Annotated in this window: 21 protein-coding genes; 14 read left to right on the forward strand and 7 right to left on the reverse strand. The window is 67.1% G+C overall.

Annotated features, from left to right (window positions below; genetic code table 11):
• Positions 1-75: 75 nt before the first annotated feature.
• The 7 genes from proC (at position 76) to MXB53_RS07380 (ending at position 9590) form a co-directional block, all read left to right on the forward strand.
• A complete protein-coding gene (gene proC / locus MXB53_RS07350; RefSeq protein ID WP_283102244.1) occupies positions 76-858 on the forward strand; it encodes a pyrroline-5-carboxylate reductase in 783 nt (260 codons plus the stop codon).
• A complete protein-coding gene (gene proB / locus MXB53_RS07355; protein ID WP_248896735.1) occupies positions 851-1690 on the forward strand; it encodes a glutamate 5-kinase in 840 nt (279 codons plus the stop codon). The genes proC and proB overlap by 8 nt, the downstream gene beginning before the upstream one ends.
• The gene (locus MXB53_RS07360; protein WP_248896736.1) at positions 1683-3020 is read left to right on the forward strand and encodes a glutamate-5-semialdehyde dehydrogenase; all 1338 of its coding nucleotides are present in this window, start codon (positions 1683-1685) and stop codon (positions 3018-3020) included. Before proB ends, MXB53_RS07360 begins: the two co-directional genes overlap by 8 nt.
• A gap of 61 nt (positions 3021-3081) precedes the next feature.
• Complete coding sequence (locus MXB53_RS07365) at positions 3082-7035, forward strand: PAS domain-containing protein (protein ID WP_248896737.1); 3954 nt, start codon at positions 3082-3084, stop codon at positions 7033-7035.
• A gap of 49 nt (positions 7036-7084) precedes the next feature.
• The gene (locus tag MXB53_RS07370) at positions 7085-7516 is read left to right on the forward strand and encodes a universal stress protein (protein ID WP_248896738.1); all 432 of its coding nucleotides are present in this window, start codon (positions 7085-7087) and stop codon (positions 7514-7516) included.
• A 163-nt stretch (positions 7517-7679) separates the two neighbouring features.
• The gene (locus tag MXB53_RS07375) at positions 7680-8558 is read left to right on the forward strand and encodes a universal stress protein (RefSeq protein ID WP_248896739.1); all 879 of its coding nucleotides are present in this window, start codon (positions 7680-7682) and stop codon (positions 8556-8558) included.
• Positions 8559-8678: 120 nt separating this feature from the next.
• Positions 8679-9590 carry a sodium:calcium antiporter gene (locus MXB53_RS07380; protein WP_248896740.1) on the forward strand — a complete coding sequence of 304 codons (912 nt, stop codon included), beginning with the start codon at positions 8679-8681 and terminating at the stop codon, positions 9588-9590.
• Here MXB53_RS07380 and MXB53_RS15950 read toward each other — a convergent pair.
• The gene (locus tag MXB53_RS15950; RefSeq protein WP_425601196.1) at positions 9566-9715 is read right to left on the reverse strand and encodes a universal stress protein; all 150 of its coding nucleotides are present in this window, start codon (positions 9713-9715) and stop codon (positions 9566-9568) included. The two genes, MXB53_RS07380 and MXB53_RS15950, sit on opposite strands and share 25 nt — an antisense overlap.
• Positions 9716-9835: 120 nt before the next feature.
• Between MXB53_RS15950 and MXB53_RS07385 the strand changes: the two genes are divergently transcribed.
• The 3 genes from MXB53_RS07385 (at position 9836) to MXB53_RS07395 (ending at position 11869) form a co-directional block, all read left to right on the forward strand.
• The gene (locus MXB53_RS07385; RefSeq protein ID WP_248896741.1) at positions 9836-10813 is read left to right on the forward strand and encodes a TIGR03557 family F420-dependent LLM class oxidoreductase; all 978 of its coding nucleotides are present in this window, start codon (positions 9836-9838) and stop codon (positions 10811-10813) included.
• Positions 10814-10899: 86 nt separating this feature from the next.
• Positions 10900-11079, forward strand: a complete 180-nt coding sequence (locus MXB53_RS07390) for a hypothetical protein (protein WP_248896742.1) — start codon at positions 10900-10902, stop codon at positions 11077-11079.
• A gap of 151 nt (positions 11080-11230) precedes the next feature.
• A complete protein-coding gene (locus MXB53_RS07395) occupies positions 11231-11869 on the forward strand; it encodes a phosphoribosyltransferase (protein ID WP_248896743.1) in 639 nt (212 codons plus the stop codon).
• A gap of 26 nt (positions 11870-11895) precedes the next feature.
• Here MXB53_RS07395 and MXB53_RS07400 read toward each other — a convergent pair whose 3' ends face one another.
• Entirely contained in the window at positions 11896-12174 is a 279-nt protein-coding gene (locus MXB53_RS07400) for a hypothetical protein (RefSeq protein ID WP_248896744.1), read from the reverse strand.
• A 62-nt stretch (positions 12175-12236) separates the two neighbouring features.
• Positions 12237-12395: a hypothetical protein gene (locus MXB53_RS07405; protein WP_248896745.1), complete on the reverse strand. Its 159-nt coding sequence runs from the start codon at positions 12393-12395 to the stop codon at positions 12237-12239.
• A gap of 154 nt (positions 12396-12549) precedes the next feature.
• On the opposite strand from MXB53_RS07405, the gene MXB53_RS07410 reads away from it, so the two are divergent.
• The gene (locus MXB53_RS07410) at positions 12550-13566 is read left to right on the forward strand and encodes a PLP-dependent cysteine synthase family protein (RefSeq protein WP_248896746.1); all 1017 of its coding nucleotides are present in this window, start codon (positions 12550-12552) and stop codon (positions 13564-13566) included.
• Here MXB53_RS07410 and MXB53_RS07415 read toward each other — a convergent pair whose 3' ends face one another.
• The 3 genes from MXB53_RS07415 to MXB53_RS07425 form a co-directional block, all read right to left on the reverse strand.
• A complete protein-coding gene (locus MXB53_RS07415; RefSeq protein ID WP_425601216.1) occupies positions 13567-13980 on the reverse strand; it encodes a universal stress protein in 414 nt (137 codons plus the stop codon).
• A 31-nt stretch (positions 13981-14011) separates the two neighbouring features.
• Entirely contained in the window at positions 14012-16504 is a 2493-nt protein-coding gene (locus MXB53_RS07420; RefSeq protein WP_248896748.1) for a PAS domain S-box protein, read from the reverse strand.
• Between the two features lie 81 nt (positions 16505-16585).
• Positions 16586-17170, reverse strand: coding sequence for a response regulator transcription factor (locus MXB53_RS07425; protein WP_248896749.1), 585 nt, complete (start codon positions 17168-17170; stop codon positions 16586-16588).
• A gap of 277 nt (positions 17171-17447) precedes the next feature.
• On the opposite strand from MXB53_RS07425, the gene MXB53_RS07430 reads away from it, so the two are divergent.
• From MXB53_RS07430 to MXB53_RS07440, 3 genes are all read left to right on the forward strand, one after another.
• Positions 17448-19190 carry a bacterio-opsin activator domain-containing protein gene (locus MXB53_RS07430; RefSeq protein ID WP_248896750.1) on the forward strand — a complete coding sequence of 581 codons (1743 nt, stop codon included), beginning with the start codon at positions 17448-17450 and terminating at the stop codon, positions 19188-19190.
• 93 nt (positions 19191-19283) lie between these two features.
• Entirely contained in the window at positions 19284-19439 is a 156-nt protein-coding gene (locus MXB53_RS07435; protein WP_248896751.1) for a DUF7563 family protein, read from the forward strand.
• Positions 19440-19441: 2 nt separating this feature from the next.
• A complete protein-coding gene (locus MXB53_RS07440) occupies positions 19442-20344 on the forward strand; it encodes a carbamate kinase (protein WP_248896752.1) in 903 nt (300 codons plus the stop codon).
• Positions 20345-20419: 75 nt separating this feature from the next.
• Here the strand turns inward: MXB53_RS07440 and MXB53_RS07445 are convergent, their stop codons facing one another.
• Positions 20420-21751, reverse strand: a complete 1332-nt coding sequence (locus MXB53_RS07445) for a hypothetical protein (protein WP_248896753.1) — start codon at positions 21749-21751, stop codon at positions 20420-20422.
• Positions 21752-21763 lie beyond the last annotated feature (12 nt).

The following is a 21763-nucleotide window of genomic DNA, read 5'->3' on the forward strand; positions in this document are numbered from 1 at the left end:
GCTCGCGAGCCACGCCGCGAGTTCGTCGGGAATCAAAGTGTGTATATCGGGGACGCGGTTTAGGGACCGTATAGAATGGTTACCGTCAGCATCATCGGCTGTGGGAATATGGGCAGTGCCCTCATCACGGGACTCGCTCGGGCGGGCAACCACCGAGTGACGGCGTGCGATCCGAACCAAGACGCGCTCGACGCCGTGGCGTCGCACTGCTGGAAGACGACGACCGATCCCGCCGAGGCGACCGGTCCGGAGGTGGACGTGGTCGTCGTCGCGGTGAAACCCGACGTGGTCGGCGCGGTCCTGGAGGAGATCGATCTCGATCCGTCACAGACGCTGGTCACCATCGCGGCGGGCGTCCCGCGATCCTTCGTCGCCGAGCGGACCGACGCCTCGGTCGTCCGCGTCATGCCCAACCTCGCCGCCGAGACGGGGGATATGGCGGCGGCCGTCGTCTGGGACGACCCCGACGAGGATGTCCGTGCCCTCCTCGAGGACCTCGGGGCGTTCGTCGTGATCGAGGAGGACCTGATGCACGTGGCGACGGCGCTCAACGGGAGCGGCCCGGCCTTCGTCTTCTATTTCCTCAAGGCGATGAAACTCGCGGCGGTCGATCAGGGGATGGACCCGGACGACGCGGAGACGCTCTCCGCCCAGACGTTCAAGGGCGCCGCGGAGACGGTGCTCCGCTCCGACCGCAGCGTCGACGACCTCATCGACGCCGTCTGTTCGCCCAACGGGACGACCATCGAGGGGATGGAAGTCCTCTGGGACAGCGATGTCGAAGCCGTCGTCAACGAGACGCTCGCCGCCGCGGCCGACCGCTCCCGGGAACTGGCGGGTGAGTTCGACGATGCGTGAACTCTCCGCCGTCGACGACGCCGAGGCCGACCGAGCGCGGCAGCTCGCGGCCAACGCCGACCGCGTCGTCGTCAAGGCCGGCACCAACTCCCTGACCGACGACGAGTCCAACCTCGACGACGACAAACTCGACAAACTCGTCGACGACATCGCCGACCTGCTGGAGCGAGACAAGGACATCGTCCTCGTCTCCTCGGGCGCCATCGGCGCCGGCATGGGGCGGATCGGCTACGACGACGAGACCCTCGAGGAGTCCCAGGCGCTGTCGACGGTCGGGCAGAGCCACCTCATGCGGCGCTACACCGAGAGCTTCGAGCGGTACGGCCGCAAGATTGCGCAGGTGCTGGTGACCGAACACGACCTGGACAACCCCGAGCGGTTCACCAACTTCCGCAACACCATCGAGACGCTGCTGGACTGGGGCGTCGTGCCCATCATCAACGAGAACGACGCCGTCGCGACCGAGGAGATCCGCATCGGCGACAACGACATGCTGTCGTCGTCGGTCGCCATCGGCATCGACGCCGACCTGTTGGTGACGCTCACCGACGTCGGTGGCGTCTACACCGGTAACCCGAAGTCGGATCCCGCCGCGGAACTGATCGAGGCAGTCGGCCGCAACTACGCCGCGGTCGAGGAGCGCATCGACGCGAGTTCCAGCGGCGAGTTCGGCGGCATTCAGACCAAAGTCCGGGGTGCCCGCGAGTCGAGCGAACACGGCATCCCGGCGATCATCGCGCGGTCGACCGAACCGGACGTGCTGGAAAAAATCGCTACTGGCAAGCCCGTGGGAACCGTATTCGTCCCCGTGAACGGAGTCATCGATGACTGAGCAAACCACCGAAGCGAAAGTCGCGGAGGCACAGACCGCCGCGTTGGACCTGGCGAACGTGTCCGACGAGACGCGCCGCGCGGCCTTACACGACATCGCCGACGCCATCGAGGCGAACACCGAGACCATCCTCGAGGCCAACGAGGACGACGTCGCGGAGGCCGAGGCGATGCTCGAAGCCGGCGAGTACAGCCGTGCGCTCGTCGACCGCCTCGAACTCTCGGCGTCGAAACTGGAGAGCATCGCCGAGATGGTGCGCAGCGTCGCGGCACAGGACGACCCTCTCGGGAAGACGCTCGCGTCGCGCCGTCTGGACGACGGCCTCGAACTCTACAAGCTCTCCGTCCCCATCGGCGTCATCGGGACGGTCTTCGAGTCGCGGCCGGACGCCCTCGCCCAGATCGCCGCGCTCAGCCTCAAGTCGGGCAACGCGGTCATCCTGAAAGGCGGGAGCGAGGCGAGCCACTCGAACCGCGTCCTCTACGACATCATCCGTGAGGCCACGGCCGACGTAGACGTGCCCGAGGGTTGGGCGCAGCTCATCGAGGCCCGCGAGGACGTGACCCGACTCCTGGAGATGGACGACTCGGTCGACCTGCTCATGCCCCGCGGAAGCTCCGAGTTCGTCAGTTACATCCAGGACAACACCAGCATCCCGGTCCTCGGTCACACGGAGGGCGTCTGTCACGTCTACGTGGACCGTGAGGCCGACCTCGGGATGGCCGCGGACATCGCGTACGACGCGAAGGTGCAGTATCCCGCGGTGTGCAACGCCGTCGAGACGCTCCTGGTCCACGAGTCGGTGGCCGCGTCGTTCCTCCCGTCGGCCGTCGACCGCTACCGCGAGGCGGGCGTCGAACTCCGCGGCGACGCCGCCACGCGCGATATCGTTGACGTTGACCCCGCGGCCGACGCCGACTGGTCGACCGAGTACGGCGACCTCGTCCTCTCGATCAAGGTCGTCGATTCCCTGTCGGCGGCTGTCGACCACGTCAACACCTACGGCTCGAAACACACGGAGTCCATCGTCACGGAGACGCCGGACCGCGCGAGCCGATTCATGCGCAGCGTCGACGCCGCGAGCGTCTTCCACAACGCCTCGACGCGCTTCGCCGATGGCTACCGGTTCGGTCTCGGCGCCGAAGTCGGCATCAGCACCGGCAAGATCCACGCCCGCGGCCCGGTCGGTCTCGACGGCCTCACGACCTACAAGTACCACCTCGAAGGCAGCGGCCAGGTGGTCGACACCTACGCCGGCGAGGACGCGAAACCCTTCCGTCACGAGGAGTTCGAGGGCGAGTGGTCGCCCGGTCGTCTCTCCGAGGAGTGACGGCCCGGTCACCGAAGCACGTTGGTGAAGGGTTTAACTGTAAAAGTCAGCAGGTCACAGTATGTCCGACCCTCTTCTGGAGGCCGACATGGGGGTTCTCTCCGAGTTTGCATCGTTGGTTCCAGGGGGCGTTCTCGTCGTCGACGACAGGGGTGGTTTAGTGTGGGCCGACGACGACGCCACGGAGCTGTTCGATCTCGACCGAGACGATCCCTCGATACCGGACGTATCCGGTCGCGGGGGGGAGCGACTGCCCCCTGCCGAGCGGCCGTACATGCAGGTGTTCGAGACGAGCGAGCCAGTCCGGGACGTGTCGTGCCAGGCTGCACTCGCCGACGGCCCCGGCGTGGTCACCGTCGACGCCGTCCTGCTCTCGGGTGACCGGGCCGCCCTCACCGTCGACACCGAGACGCCGACGCGGGACGGCGCCGACGTTCTCGAACGGGTCGACGACGGCTTCTTCGCGCTCGATCGCGACTGGCGATTCACGTACGTGAACGGCCGTGCCGAGTCGCTCCTCGAACGGAGCGAGGCGGCTCTCCTCGGCGAAAACATCTGGGACGCGTTCCCCGCGGCGGTCGACTCGCGGTTTCCAGCGGAGTACGAACGCGCGATGGAGACCCAGGAGCCGGTCGCGTTCGACGCGTATTTCCCCCCGCTCGAGGAGTGGTTCGAGGTGCGCGCTTACCCCTCCGAGACGGGGCTGTCGGTGTATTTCAAGGGCGTCACCGAGCGCAAGGAGCGCGAACGGGAACTGGAGCAGTACGAGACCATCCTCGAGACCATCGACGACGGCGTCTACATCGTCGACCAGGACGGGGAATTCAGACTCGTCAACGAGGCGTACGCCGAGATGGTCGGCCGCGAACCGGAAGACCTCGTCGGCACCGCGGCCAGCACGCTGGTCAGCGACGAGACGGCCGAGCGCGCACAGGAGATCCACCGCGAATTGTGCGAAACTGACACCGAGCAGGCACGCCTCGAAACCGACTTGGAGACGGTGGATGGCGATCCCCTCACCGCCGAGGCGACGTTCACGCTCATCGATCAGGGCGACGAGACGTGGCGCGTGGGCGTCGTCCGTGACATCACCGAGCGCAAGGAACGCGAACGGGAACTGGCCGCCCAGTCGCGCCAGCAACGGGCCGTCGCGGAGCTCGGCAAGCACGCGCTCGGCGACACTGACCTCGACGCGTTCCTCGACCGGGCCGCGAGCGTCGTCGCCGCTGTCCTCGACAACGACTACTGCAAGGTGCTGGACCTCGACGCCGACGCCGGCGAACTGACGCTCCGACAGGGCGTCGGCTGGGATCCAGGTATCGTCGGCGCGGCCACCGTCTCCGCCACCGGCGACGACTCCCAGGCGGCGTACACGCTCGGCCAACAGGAGCCAGTCGTCGTCGAGGATCTGGCCGAGGACGCGCGGTTCTCGGGACCGGACCTCCTGACGGATCACGACGTGACGAGCGGGATCAGCGTCATCATCGGCTCGCTGGAGGATCCGTGGGGGATCCTCGGCACCCACGACACGGACCGAAAGGCGTTCGACGAACACGACGTGGACTTCGTTCGGAGCGTCGCCACCCTCGTCGCCGCCACCATCGACAACCACGACCGTCGGCGCTCGCTCGAAGACGCCACCGCGGCGTTCCGGAGCGCCAGCCAGATATCCGTCCGCGACGAACCCGTCGAGGAGCGGGCCCGGGATCTGCTCGCCCTCGGCAGCGACTTCCTCGGTCTCGACACCGGGTTCCTGACCCGTATCGACGCCGGGACGCAGACGATCGAACTCGTGGCCGGCGACACGGGAGTGATCGAGGAGGGCGTCGAATGCCCGATCGAACAGGCGTACTGCCGAACCGCGCTCGACGAACGGGGACTCGTCGCGACCCACGACGCCAGCGGATCGGAGTGGGTGAGTGACCTGGCGTACGGCACGTGGGACAGCGACGCCTACGTCGGCCACGTGATCTCCGTCGACGGCGAGCCGTACGGCACAATCGGCTTCGCGGGCGACGAGACGTGCGACGCGTTCGACGACATCGAACTGGCCTTCGTCGAACAGATCGCGCAGTGGATGCGCTACGAACTCTCGCGGCGGGACCGCGAGCGGAAACTCACCGAGCGCCGCCGCCGCTACCGGACGCTCATCGACAACCTCCCCAACGGCGCGGTGGTGCTGTTCGATCACGACCTCCGCTACACCACCTTCGGTGGCTCGCTGCCCGGGAACCTCGACGGGGAGTCCGACGTGGAGACCGAACGCATCGACGAAACCTTGCCGGAGCCGCTGGCCGCGCAGGTGCTGCCCAACTACCGGGCCACGCTGAACGGCGAGGAGCGGCAGTTCGTGATGACCCACGACGACGAGCTGCGGACGGTTCACACGACGCCGATCACGGCCGAAGACGGCACCGTCGTCGCCGGGATGGCCATCTCACAGGACATCACCGAACGGCGGGAGCGAGAGCGGAAACTCCGGCGCCAGCGCGAGCAGCTCTCCGTCCTCAACGACATCAACTCCCTCGTACAGGACATCTCCGAGACGGTGATCGAACAGTCCGACCCGGCGGCCGTCCAGTCGGCCATCCGCACGCATCTCCAGGAGTCGGCGTTCTACCGGACGGCCTGGGTCGGCACCGTCGGCCCGCACCGCGAGACCATCATGCGGGCGACGGGCTCCGACGCCGAAGATCTCCCCGTCGACCCCCCGATCGATATCGAGGGCGACTCCGTGACCGCCGAGGCAGTTCGCACCGGCGACATGTGCGTCGAGCAGGCGGTCGCGGCCGACAGTGTCGAGGCGATGGCAGCGATCCCGCTCACGTTCGAGGGGGCGCTGTACGGCGTCCTGACCGTCTTCACGTCGCGGACGGACGCGTTCGGCGACGCCGAGCGGACCACGCTCGACCGCCTCGGAACGATCGTCGCCCACGCCATGCTGTCGATCGACCGCGAGGCCCGCCTCCACCGGAGCGAACGCCTCTATCGCCGCCTCGCGGAGAACATCCCCAACGGGTCGGTGACGATGGTCGACACCGACCTCCGGTATCAGGTCGCCGCGGGAGAACTCCTCGAGTGGGTCGACATCGACGGCCGGGATCTACACGGCAAGCGACCGACCGAGGCCGACGCCCTCCCGGAAGAGGGCGGGCGGAAGGTCGAACGGGCCTGCGGTGCCGCCCTCGAGGGCGAAACCGTCTCCTACCGACTGGCGTACGGCGACCACGTCATCGACGCCCAGACGTTGCCGATCTGGGACGAGGCCGAAGAGTCGGTCGTCGGCGCGATGACGCTCGCCCGAGACATCACCGAACGCGTCGAGCAACAGCAGGAACTCGAACACGAACGCGAGCGTCTCGAACTCCTGATCCGACTGATCCGACACAACTTCCTCAACAGCCTCAACGTCGTCGACGCGCGGCTGAATCTCATCGAGGGACGCGTCGATTACGAGGTGTCGGACCATCTCGATACGGCCCAGCGGCGAACGGGCGAGATGATCGATCTGGTCGAGACGATCCGAAACCTGACCGACGCCACCATCGACAGCGACCAGCACGAACTCGAACCCGTGCGAGTCGACCGCGTCCTCGTCGACGAAACGGAGTCGGTGGCCGCCACCTACCCCGGCGCGGCGTTCACCGTCGGCGACCTTCCGCCCGTCTCGGTGGCGGCCGACTCCCTGCTCGGCGAGGCGTTCGGAAACGTCCTCCACAACGCCGTCCAGCACAACGACAAGGAGACGCCGCAAGTCACCGTCGACGCGACGGCGACCGACGAGACGGTCACGGTGTCCGTCGCCGACAACGGCCCCGGGATCCCCGCGGATCTCAAAGAGAGCATCTTCGAGAAGGGCATCCAGGGCTTCCAGAACCCGGGCACCGGATTCGGTCTGCATATCGTCCGCGAGATCGTCGACACGTACGGCGGCGAGGTGGCTGCCCTCGACGACGACCCCGAGGGGACGATCTTCCGGATCACGCTGGATCGGGCCGACATGGCGGAGACGTAGCGGATTTGGCGGGCGATTTATGCCGGTGTCGCCGCGCTACGGAGACGAGATGTACGACTCGATACTGGTGCCGATCGACGGAAGCGGTCCGAGCGACGCCGCCCTGGATCACGCTCGAGGGCTGGCGACACAGTGGAACGCGACGGTACACGTGATCCACGCCATCGCACTCCCCGAACCGTCGATGCCGGGGGGTGACGTCCCGCCGACGGTCATCGAGGATATCGAAGCGGAGAGCGAGCAGCTGGTCGAGGACGCAATCGACGACCTCGAAGCCGACGGGATCGACGCCGAGGGGGGCGCCTTCGACGGCGTCGCCGAGGAGGTCATCCGCGACTACGTCGCAGACCACGACATCGACCTCGTCGTGATGGGGACCCACGGCCGAACGGGCGTCAAGCGACTGCTCCTCGGGAGCACGACCGAGCGAACTCTCCGGACGGTCGACGTGCCGATCCTCACGGTCGAGTCGCCGCCCTGATACGGATTATTGTAACTGTTTACCGGTGGGTCGCTGGGACGGTCAAGCGAACCACCGGTACTGACTTCTAATAAACCGTATGACCCCCGGCGATTGGCCCACGAATTAACTCCGTCCGGGTGGACACTCGATCTACTGCGAGCGAGTGCGACTGACCCACACCATGTACGACACGATCTATCTACCGAACGACGGGAGCGATCCCGCCGAGGCGGCGACGACCTGTGGCATCGAGTTGGCGCGGCGTTTCGACGCCGCGGTATCGGTGGTACACGTCCTCGAGGCGGACGTGCCGCCGATGATCGACGTCGAACCCCCCGAGGACCCGGGACGAGAGGCGCTCGACGAGGAGCCGCGTCAGGCGCTGGAGCGCGCCGAAACCCAGGCGGCGGACGCCGACGTGCCCTGCCGGACGGCCGTCGAACCGGGCCGCCCTCACGAACGGATCGTGGAGCGGGCCGCCGAGTCAGACGCGGACCTGATCGTGATGGGTACCCACGGCCGGACGGGACTGGAGCGGCTCCTGATCGGCAGCGTCACCGAACGTGTCCTCCGCACGAGCGACGTGCCGGTTCTGACCACCCGGGCGGACGGCACGAGCGCGTTCGACGCGGTGCTGGTCCCGACCGACGGGAGCGACTGCGCGGCGCGTGCCACCGACCACGCGCTCGCCATCGCGGATCGGTACGACGCGACGGTTCACGCGCTGTCGGTCGTCGATGTCCAGTCCATCGCCGGCGCCTACCACGGCGGGACGGTCAGCGCCGAGTTCATCGACTCCCTCTCCCGCGAGCGCCAGGAGGCGGCCGACGCCGTCGCCGAGCAGGCGCGTGAGCGCGGTGTCGATGTCGAAACGACGGTCCTCGAAGGATCGCCGGGCCGGACCATCACCGACTACGCCGACGAGCACGGAATCGACCTCGTCTCGATGGGGACTCACGGACGGAGCGGCGTCAGCCGTTATCTGCTCGGCAGCGTCACCGAGCGCGTTCTTCGGACGTTCCCGGGGCCGGTGCTGACGGCGCCCCCTGATACGGATTGAGGTAGCTGCTCACCGGCGGTTCGCGGTAACCGTTCGGCGAACCACCGGTACTGACTTCCACCCGCCTGAGTGAGGGGATTATTTATCTGCGCCGGCAAACCGGTAGCGCGTACGCGCTCCATGTTCGTCGAGATACTGTTCTTGCTCGCCGGGCTCGCGGCGCTCGTCTACGGCGGCGAACTCGTGGTGGGCGGCGCGAGTGGTCTCGCCCACGGCTTCGGCCTCCCGAAACTGTTCGTCGGCGTCACCGTCGTCGCCATCGGGAGTTCGGTCCCCGAAATCGCCACCTCGATCTACGCCGGCGCCTATCAGGCCCCGCAGTTCGCCGTCGGTCACATCGTCGGCTCCGCCACCGCACAGATCACCGTGGGCGTCGGCGTCGTCGCGCTCCTCTCGCCGCTCACGCTCGACCGCTCGAAGGTCAGACTCTACGGCGGTGGGATGCTCGTTGCGATGGCGCTCATGCTCGCGACTGTCTGGTCGGGTGAGGCGACGCGCGTCGAAGGGGCCGCGCTGGCGACGATATACCTCCTCTTTCTCGCGCTCCGGTACGAGGACCTCGACTTTCACGACGCCGTCGACACCCGGGCGACGGAGTCGACGTGGCGGTCCGTCGCCAGCCTCGGCCTCGGCCTCGCGCTCGTGGTCATCGGCGGACACTTCTTGGTCGTCAACAGCCGGAACGTCGCGCTCGCCGCCGGCGTTCCACACCTCGTCGTCGGGCTGTTGACCGGCCTCGGCACCACCCTCCCCGAGATCGCCATCGCCGCCATCGCCGTCTCGAAGGATCGGAGCGGTATCGCCATCGGCACGCTGCTGGGGAGCAACATCACCGATCCGCTGTTCTCGTTCGGCGTCGGCGCCGCCGTCGGCGGCTTCACGTTCGCGGACGTCGGCGCCGTCCTCGGCGCCGGCGGCTACATGCTGCTGGCCTCGACCGTCGTCGTCGCGGTGCTGTTCGTCCGCGGGCGGGTGAGCCGTCTCGGCGCCATCGGCTGTATCTCGCTCTACGCGCCCACCTTTCTGGTCTGATCACACGGACAAGACGGGGTCCGCAACACGCGGTCGGTCACCGATCCCACGCGCGTCTCGCTGTCGCCCGCGCCCGTCCGTCCCATCACGATCAGGTCCCGCCCGCGCGGCGGGGTCGCTTCCATCGGTCGGCAGACAGATGTCGTCGTACACGGCCGATGATCGGTGGCCTCGCGCTTGACTCTTCGGCCAAAGGCCCGGCGTTAGGGAGTCCATTTTTTCGACCGGACCTGTATCCCTCGTACATGGACGTGGGTTTGTTCGCGGCACACGAGCAGTATCCGCCCAGTCGGCTGCTGGAGTTCGCCGATGTCGCCGAGGCGGCGGGGTTCGATCGGGTGTGGACCAGCGACCACTTCCACCCCTGGTGGCACACCGATGCCCACTGTGGCGCGGCGTGGCCGTGGCTCGGCGCCGCGCTGGAGCGCACCGAGACCATCGGCTTCGGGACGGGCGTGACCCCCCCGATCGGCCGGTATCACCCCGCGCTCATCGCCCAGGCGTTCGCCACACTCGGCGCGATGTACCCCGGTCGTGTCCACTGCACGCTCGCCACGGGCGAGGCGCTCAACGAGGTGCCACTCGGCTTCGAGTGGCCCGAGTACGCGGAGCGCCGGCGGCGCCTCGTCGACGCCTGTGAGATCATCCACTCGCTCTGGGACGGCGACACCTGCGAATACGACGGCCACTACTGGGAGACGAACGACGCACGCCTCTACACACTCCCCGACGAACGGGTGCCGCTGTACGTCGCCGGCAACGGTCCCCACACCGCCCGCGTCGCGGGACGATACGCCGACGGCTTCCTCACGCTCGCCGACTGTGACACCTACGAGGAGACGCTCGTCCCCGCGCTCCGCGACGGCGCCGCGGACGCCGGCCGCGACCCCGACGAGATCAAACGGATCCGCCAGTTCGGCCTCTCCTACGCCGACGACTACGACGACGCCCTCGACGCCGTCGAGTTCTGGACGGGATCGATGGCCGTCGACTTCGACGACGAGGTGGCCGACCCTCGAGAAATCGAGCGCCGGGCGGCCGACATCGACCGCGAGGACTGGGACGAGTGGGGGCTGGTGACGGCCGATATCGCCGACGTCGATGCCGTGATCGACCGCCACCGCGACGCCGGCTTCGACGAGATCGAGTTCCTCTCGACCAGCCCCGACCAGGAGGCGTTCATCGAGGCGGCGGGGACGCTCCCCGATGTCGGGGGTCGGTGACGGGATGTTGTTCTGACGCGGGTGAAATCTATTAGCCCACCGTTTGACATACGGCGCCGGCCGACTCACAGCCGGGTGACACCCGTATGACGACCCATCCGCCCTTCGAGATGGAATCGCTGTTCGACGAACTGGCCGGGCCGACGCGACGACGCGCGGTCGACACCACCGAAGCGGACGACCACACACTCCACATCGAGGCCGAGCACGAAGCGGAGCCAGAAGAAGGGGCAGAAGAGATCCACACGATTCCGATCAGCGACTGATACTGTCGGCTGTAACTGAATCAAGAGCTACAGCCGACAGTATGAGAACGACCCGCCGATTCGCGGGCTTCGGCCGCTCGTGGCGCGACCGTCCGGCGTTGACAGCCCATTAGGTTCGACGTTTTTGCCTGCACAGCGTCGTATCGGACGTATGTTCCAGGATCGGATGGAGGCCGGTGACCGCCTGGCCGAACTCCTCGATCAGCGCGATATCGCGGCCGACCTCGTGCTCGGCATTCCACGGGGTGGCCTGCCGGTCGCGCGCCCCGTCGCCGACCGACTCGATGCGCCGCTCGACATCGTCGCGGCGAAGAAGATGGGGGTGCCCGGCAACCCCGAGTTCGCCATCGGCGCCGCGGCCGGTGACGGGAGCGCGTGGCTCAACGAGAGCGTCATCGAGCGGTACGGCATCGACGAGGACTACCTCAACGAGGAACGCGAACGCGCCGCCGAGACGGCACGGCAGAAGATCGAACGGTACCGCGGCGACCGCGACCCGCCGGAGATGGAGGACAAGGCGGTGGTCGTCGTCGACGACGGCGTCGCCACCGGGGCGACCGCCCGAGCGTGTCTCCGACAGGTGGAGGGCGCGGGGGCGGCACGCACCGTTCTCGCCGTGCCGGTCGCGCCCCCGGATTCGGTCGCCGAACTCGAAGCGGAGGCCGACGAAGTGATCGTCGTCGAGAGCCCGCCGAACTTCACGGCCGTCGGCGCCTGCTACCGCGAGTTCGAACAGGTAACCGACGAGGAAGCGATGGCGTATCTGGGCTGGGATCTCCCCGTGGAGTAAGACCGAGCGGCGACTGCGGAAAACGGTTACAACGACCCGTCTCGGGGATCCTCGACGAACGCCACCCGCCCGAGTTCGGTCCAGTCGCCCTCCGGAAGCCGCCGGCGTTCGAGCGCCAGTGGCTCGTCCGAGTGTGGCGGGCGGTCGATACGGTACGCGTACTCGTCCTCGCGGTCGGTCCCCGAGGCGTGGAAGCCCTCGACATCCACCTCGTCGAAGGCAATCTCGTACTCGCGGCCGTCTTCGAGTTCGACGACCGCCGGTCCTTCGCCCCGTTCGGCCAGAATGGTCGCGGCCGGATTCATGGGTCGTCCCACGAGAAGGAGGTACTAAGGCGAGCGACCAAATCACCGGGCGAGACGGCGGTTCACGCCTTACCCCCTTCGGAAAGCGCGTCTCGGACGCGTTCGAGCGCCGCGCGGTCGATGTCGTCGATATCGAACCCCTCCTCGAGGCAGACGTCGAGGACGGTTCTGAGCTGTGCGGCTTCGGTTTCGGTGACGGTGAGTGTCAGTTCGTCGGTCATGGTCGTACGCCGTGTCGCGGCGTCTCGCTGCTCGTCAGCGACGCCTCGGCGCGCGGCATCCTCATAACCCGTCCCTAATCGGAGCACGCGCTGTCGACGGCCGCCGACACACGTAGGAACCGCGGTTAACTGCCGCAGTGTCGAACCGCTGCGTATGTCCGAGGCCGTCCCGGTCGACGAGTCGACGATCGGCGAGACGCCGCTGGTGAAGCTTCCCCTGGACGCGCCGCCCACGGTGTACGCCAAAGTCGAGTGGTTCAACCTGTACGAACAGCCCTACGGCGGTGGCTCGGTCAAGACGCGCATCGGCAAGTCAATGCTCGATGCGGCGGCCGACGCGGGCCATCTCGACGATGTCCCGACGATCATCGAACCCTCCTCCGGCAACACCGGCACGGCGATCGCCCGTCTCGGCGGGCACCGCGGCTACGACGTCGAAATCTATCTGCCGCCCCGCCCCAGCGAGGCGAAGGTCCTCGCCATCGAGGACGCGGGCGGGGAGGTGACTCGGTCGCGGACGTACGAACGGATGATCGAGGACTGCGCCGAGCGAGTCGCCGAAGCGACGGACGACGCGTGTTACAACCCGAACCAGTACGAGAATCCGGCGAACCCCGCCGTTCACGAACGGGAGACGGGACGCGAGATCTGGGAGCAGACCGACGGCGAGGTGACCCACTTCGTCGGCGGTGTCGGCACCGGCGGAACGGTGACGGGCGTCGGCCGCGCGCTCCACGACCGCGGCGACGTGTCGGTGATCGGCTACGAACCCGCGCGGCCGTCGCACACCATCTCCGGCCTCCGATACGCCCGCGGCCCCGCCTTCGACTACCCCGGCACGTTCGACCCGTCCGTGGTCGACCGGCGGCGGGTCGTCACCAGCAGCGCCGCGCGACGCTGGGCGCGACGCCTGCGCCAGCGGGTCGCGGATGTCTCTCTCGATATCCGGGACCCCGGACAACACGACGCGGCGACCGTCAGGAACCACCTCCGGGTCGACGACCAGTTTCTCGTCGGTCCGTCGACGGGCGGCGTCCTCGCCGCTTTCTACGAGCACGCGATGGACGGCGGCTTCGCGGACGACGACGTGGTCGTCCTCATGGCTGCCGACCGGGGCGACCGGTACACGTCCTTCCCCGACTGGGCCGACCACTCGGGGTCGACCGCGTAATCACGCCGCCGCTCGCCGCCGCACGCCGAGGACGGGCGCGACGGCTCCCTCGGCGATACGTTCGGTCGTCTCGCCGAGGATCGTCGTCAGCAGCGTCGACTCGCCCTCGCCCATGACGATGACGTCGAACTCGGTCGAGCGGTCGACGATGGCCTGCGTCGGCCGTTCGACCGATGTCGACTCGGTGTGAATACGTTCGGTCGGCAGCCCTCGCTCGATCAGCGTCCCGACGCCGACGGCGAGGCCGCCGACCAGTCCGATCGACCGTTCGAGTTCCGACCCCTCTTCCGTGACGGTCGTTTCCGCGGTGGCCGCCGTCGGCACCGCCACCGTCGCCGGCGTTTCCCCCGATCGGTTCGTGGCGTCGCTCTCGTGGTCGTACGCCGTACCCCTGTCTGCGAGCGCGGCACGCACGGGCAAAAAGACCGCGTCCTAACCCACCGCGTCACCGGGCCAGCACCCGGATCGACGCGTCGTCTCCGTCCTCCGTCGTGGCCGTGAGGAAGGTCAGGTCGACGACGGTGCCCGACGGATCGTTGTCTCGGATGTCGATGTCGCCGAGGTAGGTGTCCATCATCTCCTTGACGAGGAAGAGCCCGAAGCCGTTCCCGGGTTCGCTCAGCCGGGAAATGCCTTTCTCCAGGACGGCCGATTTCTCGTCGTCCGGGATGCCGGGGCCGTTGTCGGCGACGTGGACGGTGATCGCCGGGTGGCTGATGACCTCCGCGTGTGCCGATGGTTGGCTGTCGTCTGCCCGTCCCAGAATCGCCCCGGATTCGTCGGCGGCGACCTCGACCGTCGCGTCGCTGACGGAGATGTCGACCCGCGGGGCGTCGCTGTCGTTGTGGATCAGGGCGTTCGCGACGACGTTCTCGATCACCGCACCGAGCAACGGATCGGCGAGCACGCTCGGGCCGTCGTCGGGGAGGACGGTCTGAATCGTCGCCGAGTCGTGGGTTTCGGCGAGCATCTCGGTCTTGCTCTCGATCACGTCGTCGAGCGCCATCGGCCGGAGTTCGTGGTCCTCGTCGTCGATGATGGCGTCGGTGAAGGTCCGCATCCGCTCGATGTGGTCGATCATCCCCTCGACGCGGCTTCGCGCGGTGTTGACGTGGTCGTCGAAGGCGATGTCGTCCGGCTCGTTGTCGTCGACGAGGGCGATGCGTCCCCGGACCACGTTGAGGCTGTTCAGCAGGTTGTGTCTGAGCACGCGATTCAGGAACTCGAGGCGCTCGCGCTCGGTTTCGATGGTGCGTTCGTACTCCCGTTCGTCGGTGGTGTCGCGGACGATGACGACGAACTCGGTGTCGCCGTCGCCGATGGTCTGTGCCGAGATGGTCACGTCCGCCCAGAAGGTCCGGCCGTCGCGGCGCTCCCACCACCCCTGGTACGTGACTTGCCCCTGTTCGGCCGCGCGCTCGAACAGTTGCGTCGGCGACTCGGACTCCGTGTCGACGAACACGTCGAGCCGTTCGTCGAGAATCTCCGCCCGTTCGTAGCCGGTGATCGCCTCGGCGCCCCGGTTCCACGAGGTGATCCGGTGGGTGTCGTCGACCCGGAAGATGGCGTACTCGTCGACGGCGTCGACGAACGAGGCGAGTTTCGCCTCCCGGTCTGCCACCCGTCGTCTGAGTTCTTCCTGCAGGGAGGTGCGCTGGAGTTCGTAGCCGATCCAGTCGCCGATCAGTTCGACCATCGTCAACTGCCAGTCGCTGAACGTGGCGTCCTCGCGAGCCAGGAAACAGAGCGCGCCGTAGAGACTGTCGTCCTCCTGTATCGGCGTGCCGACGTAGCGCTCGAACTCGTCGTCCGGCCCGGCGGACCCGGTCTCGAACTGGATGGTTTCGCCTTCGGCGATCATCCGCCGGCACCACGTCTCGGAGTACGGAATGGTGTCGCCCGCGCCGATATCGGCGTCGTCCGTCTGGATGGCCTCGACGTGGTACGCGTCGTCGTCCGGGTCGATCCGCGCGAAGGCGCCGTAGTCGACGCCGAGCAAGTCCCGACAGATGTCGATGACGGCGCCGACCTTCTCCTCGAGCGGCGTCGACTCCGCGGAGATGACGTCGTACATCTCCCGGAGCGTCCGTTCACGCGCGGCGAGACGCTCTTGGGCCTGCTTCTGTTCGGTGATGTTGGTGAAGTACTCGATGCGTCCGCCCTCGTAGCGGCCGGTTTCGATGGACTGAGAGCGGTGTTCGAGCCACTGCGCCGTGTCGGGGCCGCCGTCGGTGGGCGGCACGCGACACTCCAGACGGTCGGTGTCGTCGGTGCCGTAGAGCGACGTGACGTGAGTCTCGAACGTCTCCGGGTCGTCGAGCGTCGCGGCGATGTCGTCCGCGATCAGAGCGTCGACATCGCGGCCGCGGATGGTGGTGGGATCGATGCCGAAATACGTGTCGACGGCGCGGTTCGCCCAGGCGACGCGCCCGTCGTCGTTGACGACGAACATCGCGACGTCGGACGTATCGAGGACGTCCTCGGTGAGCGAGCGGTGGATCTCCTCTCGGCGTTCGAGCTCCAACTGATACTGTTCTCCTTCGGCGTTGTAGATGCCAACCCCGAGCGCGACGACGCCGCTGAACAACACGCCGTCCAGCGCCAGCACCCACGGTTTGAGGCTGTGCATCGCCCAGAGTTGCAGGAGGATCACCCACGCATAGAGGAGTCCCACGACGGCGACGACGCCGACGTTCCACTTCGCGACGGTCGTGACGTACTCCGTGTCTGCGTCACAGATGACGAGCCAGTACCCCGCACCCATCAATCCGATCGAGAGGAGCAACATGGGGCTGTTCTCGATCAGGGTGGTGACGAGGCTCCAGGAGAGGTCACTCACGTCGTCCCACATGTCCCAGAGAGGGATGGCCAGCGTACAGAGGCCGAGCGTGGACACGGCCGCCGCGGAGAGATACCGTCGCCGGTCGTGGTGACTCAAAGTGTACGGATGGCTGCAACTGCCATCGTATAAATAACGGCCCTAATCGCACGGGGTGTTACCGATTCGAGGGCGGCACGATCAGGGGGCGTCGTGGCTGTCGTAAGTCGCCGGCGGCTCTTCGATCACCGAGAAGTAGTCCTCGGGGTCGTCGAGCCGCTGGATCTTCGACTGGATCGTCTCGTGCTGGTCCTGAATCTCCTCCTGGATCTTTCGCTGTGTCCGTTCGATATCGTCGTTCGACTGGGTTGCGAGCGTGCTGTGTTTCGACGCCAACTGGAACAGTTCGTTGAGGTCGTCTTCGATCGAGTCGCGGACCACCAGCCGCTCGACCGCGTCGAGCACCTCCGTCCGGGTGACGGGTTTGGTGAGGTACTCGTCGAAGGGGAGGTCGAAGATGTCGGCGTTGGGTTCGACCGCCGTCAGCATGGATATCTGGTAGGCCCCTTCCCGTTCGCGGGCTTTCTTCAGGACGACATCGCCCGGGATGTTCGGCATCCGCCGGTCGAGGAGGATCACGTCGATGGCTGGCTCGAGTTTGCTGAGGGCCTCGTCGCCGCTGTAGGCCGTCCAGACCTCGTACTCCTCCTGTTCCAGCCAGATGGCGTACGTATCGGCGAGGTCCGTCTCATCCTCGACGATCAACACCGTCACGGTGTCCGTCATCGGTGGGAATGCACGTGGGCGGGATGGTTCGGCGGCGCGAGCCGCCGGTTCCGCGCTGGCGTCTCAGACCGGACACGGGGTGTAAGAGTGATCACGACGGATGACGCTTCGCCGTCTCACTGGATGTAACGGTACCCTACGAGATTAGGTGGACGGCGACTGCCTCGCGGTTCGGAACGGTGGGGAGGTCGACCAGAAAAACCACTCTCGGTCGACGGGAGAAACCTTATAGAGTGTGACTCGGAAGTGGGTGATATACTGCCGAGAGGATGCCACGATGAACAACAAACCACAGGTCGGGGGTGACGTCGAAACCAGGACCGGACAACCGTCCGTGCTGATCGTCGACGACGACGAAGACGTCGCGGACACGTACGCGCTCTGGTTACGAGACGACCACGACGTACACATCGCGTACAGTGGGGAGGAGGCGCTTGAAACGATCGATGACGACATCGACATCGTCCTGCTCGACCGGCGGATGCCGAACATGCCGGGCGACGAAGTACTCGAACGAATTCGCGAGCAGGATGTCGACTGCCAGGTGTCGATGCTGACGGCAGTCAAGCCCGAGCAGACGATCCTCGACCTCCCCTTCGACGAGTATCTGGTGAAGCCGGTCACCAAGTCCGAACTCAGCGGCGTCGTCGAGGAGCTCCAGCTCCGCGAGCAGATGGGCGAGGACACTCAGGAGTATCTCGCCTTGCAGTCCACGGCCGAGACCATCGAGGGCCACGAGAACGACGGCTCGATCGAATCGAGCGACGTCGAGCGACTCAAAGAGGAGATCGAGGCCGCCGGCACCGACCAGACGGTCCAGGAAGAGGCGGCGGAACTGGAACAGCTCAAGACGCTCAACGAGTTGATCCGCTCGGTCAACCAGACCGTCGTCGATGTCAGCACTGAAGTGGAACTCAGCCGCGAAATCTGCGATCGGTTCGTCGAGAACACGCCGTACGACCTGGCCATCGTCGGGGAGTACGTCGAAACATATGACGAGTTCCTCCCGAACGCGGTCAGCGGCCGATCCGACGCCGACATCGACCCGGTGACGTGTCCCGAGGGCGGCGCGATACGGGAGGCCATCGACACCGAGGACATCCGTGTCGTGGACCTGGACGCAGCGTCCGACCGACCGATCGATCGGTTACAGGCGGCCCTCGGCACCGACTGGACGCCCCAGACCGCCGTCGTGATCCCCATCAACTACCGCCAGACGATCCGGGGTGCGATGGTGGCCTGGTCGAGCGAGCCCATGCCGCTGAGCGACCGCTACCGGTCGACCCTCCACGATGTCGGCACCACGCTCGGCAACGCCATCGACTCGATCCAGACGCGACAGCTGGTCGACACCGACACCGTCGTCGAACTGGAACTCCAGATCACCGCCCGATCCGACGTGTTCGTCGACCTGTCGGCCGAGTACGACTGCCGCATCGACCTCGACGGCATCCACCTGAGTTCCGACGGGGGCATCACCTGCTATCTCACCGTGGCCGGCCGGTCGGCCAGCGAAGTGACGCCACGCCTCGTCGAGTCGGACGGCGTCGACGATTGTCGCGTCATCGACGACCGGGGCGCGGACTGCCTCCTCGAATGCACCCTCCACGACGCCTCCATCGCGCTGACGCTCTCGGAAACCAGCGGGAGTATCACGAAGTTCTTCGTCGACGGCGGCGAGGGGTACGTCCGCCTCGAGTTCGCCCCCGACGTCAACCTCCGGAGCGTGCTGAAAGCGATCCAGGACGAGTTCGACGACGTCGACCTCGTGAGCAAGCGCAACACCGACCGATCGTATCAGTCCGTCGAGGGGTTCCGCGGTTCGCTCGCGGAGAAGCTCACCGAACGCCAGGACACGGTCATCAGCGCCGCGTTCAACGCGGGCTATTTCGACTGGCCCCGTGACAGTACCGCCGAAGAGGTGGCCGAGGGACTGGGCCTGGCGCCGCCGACGTTCCACGAACACCTCCGGGAAGCCGAGCGGAAACTGGTCGAAGTCTACTTGGAGGAGACGGAGTAGAGGCCACGGGGTCCCTACCCATGTAGGAACTCCCACTATAACCCTCGCTCTCGCAGCGTGGTGTATGGATCGCCGAACTGAGGTGACCCTCCGATGGTGAAGTGCCAGAACTGTGAGTCGTTCGTCACGGAACGCTACGCGCGCGTGTTCACGCCGCGAGACACCGAGAAACCGCGAGTCTGTCCCCACTGTCCGGACAAGATTCGCGACGGCGGGGACGTGCGCGAAGCCCACGCCAACAGGCGCTAACCGTGGCCGAGCGGACCGTCCTCGCCCTCGGCGGCCACTGTTTGCTCGAGGGTGAGGACGCGGATCACGCGTCACAACCGGCGACGATCCGACGGACGGTCCGCCGGCTCGGCCCCCTCCAGTCGGCCGACCGGACCGTCGTCTGGACGCACGGCAACGGCCCCCAGGTCGGAAACCGACTGCTCGAACAGGCGGCCGCCGACACGCCCGCCCATCCCCTCGACGTTCTCGTCGCGGAGACGCAGGGTCACCTCGGCTATCTGCTGGCGCGCGTCCTCGACTCGCAGTGGAACGAGACGGCGCTTCCGGTCACGACCCAGGCCGTCGTCGACGCCGACGACCCCGCCTTCGAGTCGCCGTCGAAACCGGTGGGTCCGCGCTACACCGCCGCGGAAGCCGAGCGCAAACCCTTCGAGACGGCGCCCGTCGAGGGTGGCAACGCGCACCGGCGCGTCGTCCCCTCGCCACGACCGCAACGGATCGTCGAGGCCGACGCCATCGAATCCCTCGTCGACCGCGGCCAGTCCGTGATCTGTGGCGGCGGGGGCGGTGTGCCCATCGTCGAAACCGACGACGGCCTCGAGGGCCGGGAGGCCGTCATCGACAAGGACCACACCAGCGCGCTTCTGGGCCGACGCCTCGACGCCCGCGAACTCGTCTTTCTGACCGATGTTCCGTACGCGTATCTCGACTACGGCACCGACGAGCAGCGACCCATCGAGGACGCCGATCCGGCGACGCTCCGGGAGTATCTGGACCGCGGCGAGTTCGGAACCGGATCGATGCGGCCGAAAGTCGACGCCTGTGCCCGGTTCGTGGCGGAAGGCGGCGAGCGCGCGATCATCACGACGCCCGAATCGGTCGACGCGGCGCTCGCGGGCGACGCGGGCACGCAGATTCGCTAGTAGGGATCATCGAACGTCACGATAGATTCGCACCGGGACGATCCGGCGCGAATCTATCAACAGTTACGGTACTCCCTAGAGGTCGAGCGCGTCCGCGTAGCGGTCGAGCAGCGCGTCGAACGAGGTGTCGTAGGGGTCGACTCGGTACCGGACCGGTTCGATCGGCACGCCGACATCGACCTGTCGCGACAGGTCGTGGGGCGTCCCCGCGAGGACGAGATCACAGTCCACCGCGCGAATCGTCGCTTCGAGGTCCCGAATCTGCTGGTCGCTGTACCCCATCGCCGGGAGACAGCGCCCGAGATGCGGCTGCTCCTCGAACACCTCGCTGATGCGTCCGACGGCCGCGCCGCGGGGGTCGACGAGTTCGGCCGCGCCGAAGCGCTCGGCGGCGACCACGCCCGCGCCGTACGCCGCGTCGCCGTGAGTCAGCGTCGGACCGTCCTCGACGGCGAGGACGCGGGCGCCCCGCACGCGGTCCGGATGGTCGACGGTGACGACCGAATCCGCGTGGACGACGTTGGCGTCGGGGTTCAGGTCGGTCACGTTGTCGACGACGGTGTCGATGGCGTCGGCGTCTGCGCTGTCCTCCTTGGTGATGCACACGCAGTCGGCGAGACGGAGGTTCGCCTCGCCCGGATGGTAGCGGCGTTCGTCGCCCGCCCGCAGCGGATCCGCGAGGACGACGTGCACGTCCGGCCGAAAGAAGGGGAGTTCGTTGTTGCCGCCGTCCCAGAGGAGCAGGTCGGCCTCCGCGACGGCGGCGTCGCCCACGTCACGGTAATCGACGCCCGCGAAGACGACGTGCCCGTCTCGAACGTGCATCTCGTACTCCTCGCGTTCCTCGATGGTCGCCGCGGCGTCGAGATCGGATTCGTCTTCGAATCGGCAGACGCGCTGGGCTTCGAGGTCGCCATACGGCATCGGCTCCCGCACGATGCGGACCGTCACGTCCCGGTCGTCGAGCGCGTTGGCGAACGCCCGGGTCACCGCCGACTTACCACACCCGGTCCGCACCGCGTCGACGGCCAGGACCGGCACGTCGAGGTCGAGCATCATTTCGTCGGGGCCGACGAGGCGGAAATCCGCGCCGGCGGCGAGCGCACGCGACGCGGCGTGCATGACGTGTGCGTGCGAAACGTCGGAGTACGAGAACACCACTTGGTCGACGTCGTGGGCGTCGATCAGCCGTTCCAGCGACGCCTCGGGTTCGATCGGGATGCCGTCCGGATACCCTTCGCCGGCGAGCGAGGGCGGATACCGGCGGTCGGTCGAATCCGCCGTCTCGCCCAGATTCTGTCCCGGCGCGCGGGTGAACGCGACGACATCGACGTCCGCCCGTCCCCGAAACACCGTGTTGAAGTCGTGAAAGTCGCGGCCGGCCGCCCCCATGATGAGCACGCGCATGGCGTCACGTTT

Source organism: Haloplanus sp. XH21 (genome assembly GCF_023276355.1).
Lineage (GTDB): Archaea > Halobacteriota > Halobacteria > Halobacteriales > Haloferacaceae > Haloplanus > Haloplanus halobius.

Excerpts from the sequence above, each read along its gene's own strand:
- proB (WP_248896735.1), top strand. The coding sequence starts at position 851 with ATGCGTGAACTCTCCGCCGTCGACGACGCCGAGGCCGACCGAGCGCGG.
- MXB53_RS07365 (WP_248896737.1), top strand. The coding sequence starts at position 3,082 with ATGTCCGACCCTCTTCTGGAGGCCGACATGGGGGTTCTCTCCGAGTTT.
- MXB53_RS07400 (WP_248896744.1), bottom strand. The coding sequence starts at position 12,174 with ATGAATCCGGCCGCGACCATTCTGGCCGAACGGGGCGAAGGACCGGCG.
- MXB53_RS07435 (WP_248896751.1), top strand. The coding sequence starts at position 19,284 with ATGGTGAAGTGCCAGAACTGTGAGTCGTTCGTCACGGAACGCTACGCG.
- proC (WP_283102244.1), top strand. The coding sequence starts at position 76 with ATGGTTACCGTCAGCATCATCGGCTGTGGGAATATGGGCAGTGCCCTC.
- MXB53_RS07385 (WP_248896741.1), top strand. The coding sequence starts at position 9,836 with ATGGACGTGGGTTTGTTCGCGGCACACGAGCAGTATCCGCCCAGTCGG.
- MXB53_RS07380 (WP_248896740.1), top strand. The coding sequence starts at position 8,679 with ATGTTCGTCGAGATACTGTTCTTGCTCGCCGGGCTCGCGGCGCTCGTC.
- MXB53_RS15950 (WP_425601196.1), bottom strand. The coding sequence starts at position 9,715 with ATGGAAGCGACCCCGCCGCGCGGGCGGGACCTGATCGTGATGGGACGG.
- MXB53_RS07425 (WP_248896749.1), bottom strand. The coding sequence starts at position 17,170 with ATGACGGACACCGTGACGGTGTTGATCGTCGAGGATGAGACGGACCTC.
- MXB53_RS07370 (WP_248896738.1), top strand. The coding sequence starts at position 7,085 with ATGTACGACTCGATACTGGTGCCGATCGACGGAAGCGGTCCGAGCGAC.
- MXB53_RS07390 (WP_248896742.1), top strand. The coding sequence starts at position 10,900 with ATGACGACCCATCCGCCCTTCGAGATGGAATCGCTGTTCGACGAACTG.
- MXB53_RS07445 (WP_248896753.1), bottom strand. The coding sequence starts at position 21,751 with ATGCGCGTGCTCATCATGGGGGCGGCCGGCCGCGACTTTCACGACTTC.
- MXB53_RS07430 (WP_248896750.1), top strand. The coding sequence starts at position 17,448 with ATGAACAACAAACCACAGGTCGGGGGTGACGTCGAAACCAGGACCGGA.
- MXB53_RS07405 (WP_248896745.1), bottom strand. The coding sequence starts at position 12,395 with ATGACCGACGAACTGACACTCACCGTCACCGAAACCGAAGCCGCACAG.
- MXB53_RS07360 (WP_248896736.1), top strand. The coding sequence starts at position 1,683 with ATGACTGAGCAAACCACCGAAGCGAAAGTCGCGGAGGCACAGACCGCC.
- MXB53_RS07375 (WP_248896739.1), top strand. The coding sequence starts at position 7,680 with ATGTACGACACGATCTATCTACCGAACGACGGGAGCGATCCCGCCGAG.
- MXB53_RS07395 (WP_248896743.1), top strand. The coding sequence starts at position 11,231 with ATGTTCCAGGATCGGATGGAGGCCGGTGACCGCCTGGCCGAACTCCTC.
- MXB53_RS07410 (WP_248896746.1), top strand. The coding sequence starts at position 12,550 with ATGTCCGAGGCCGTCCCGGTCGACGAGTCGACGATCGGCGAGACGCCG.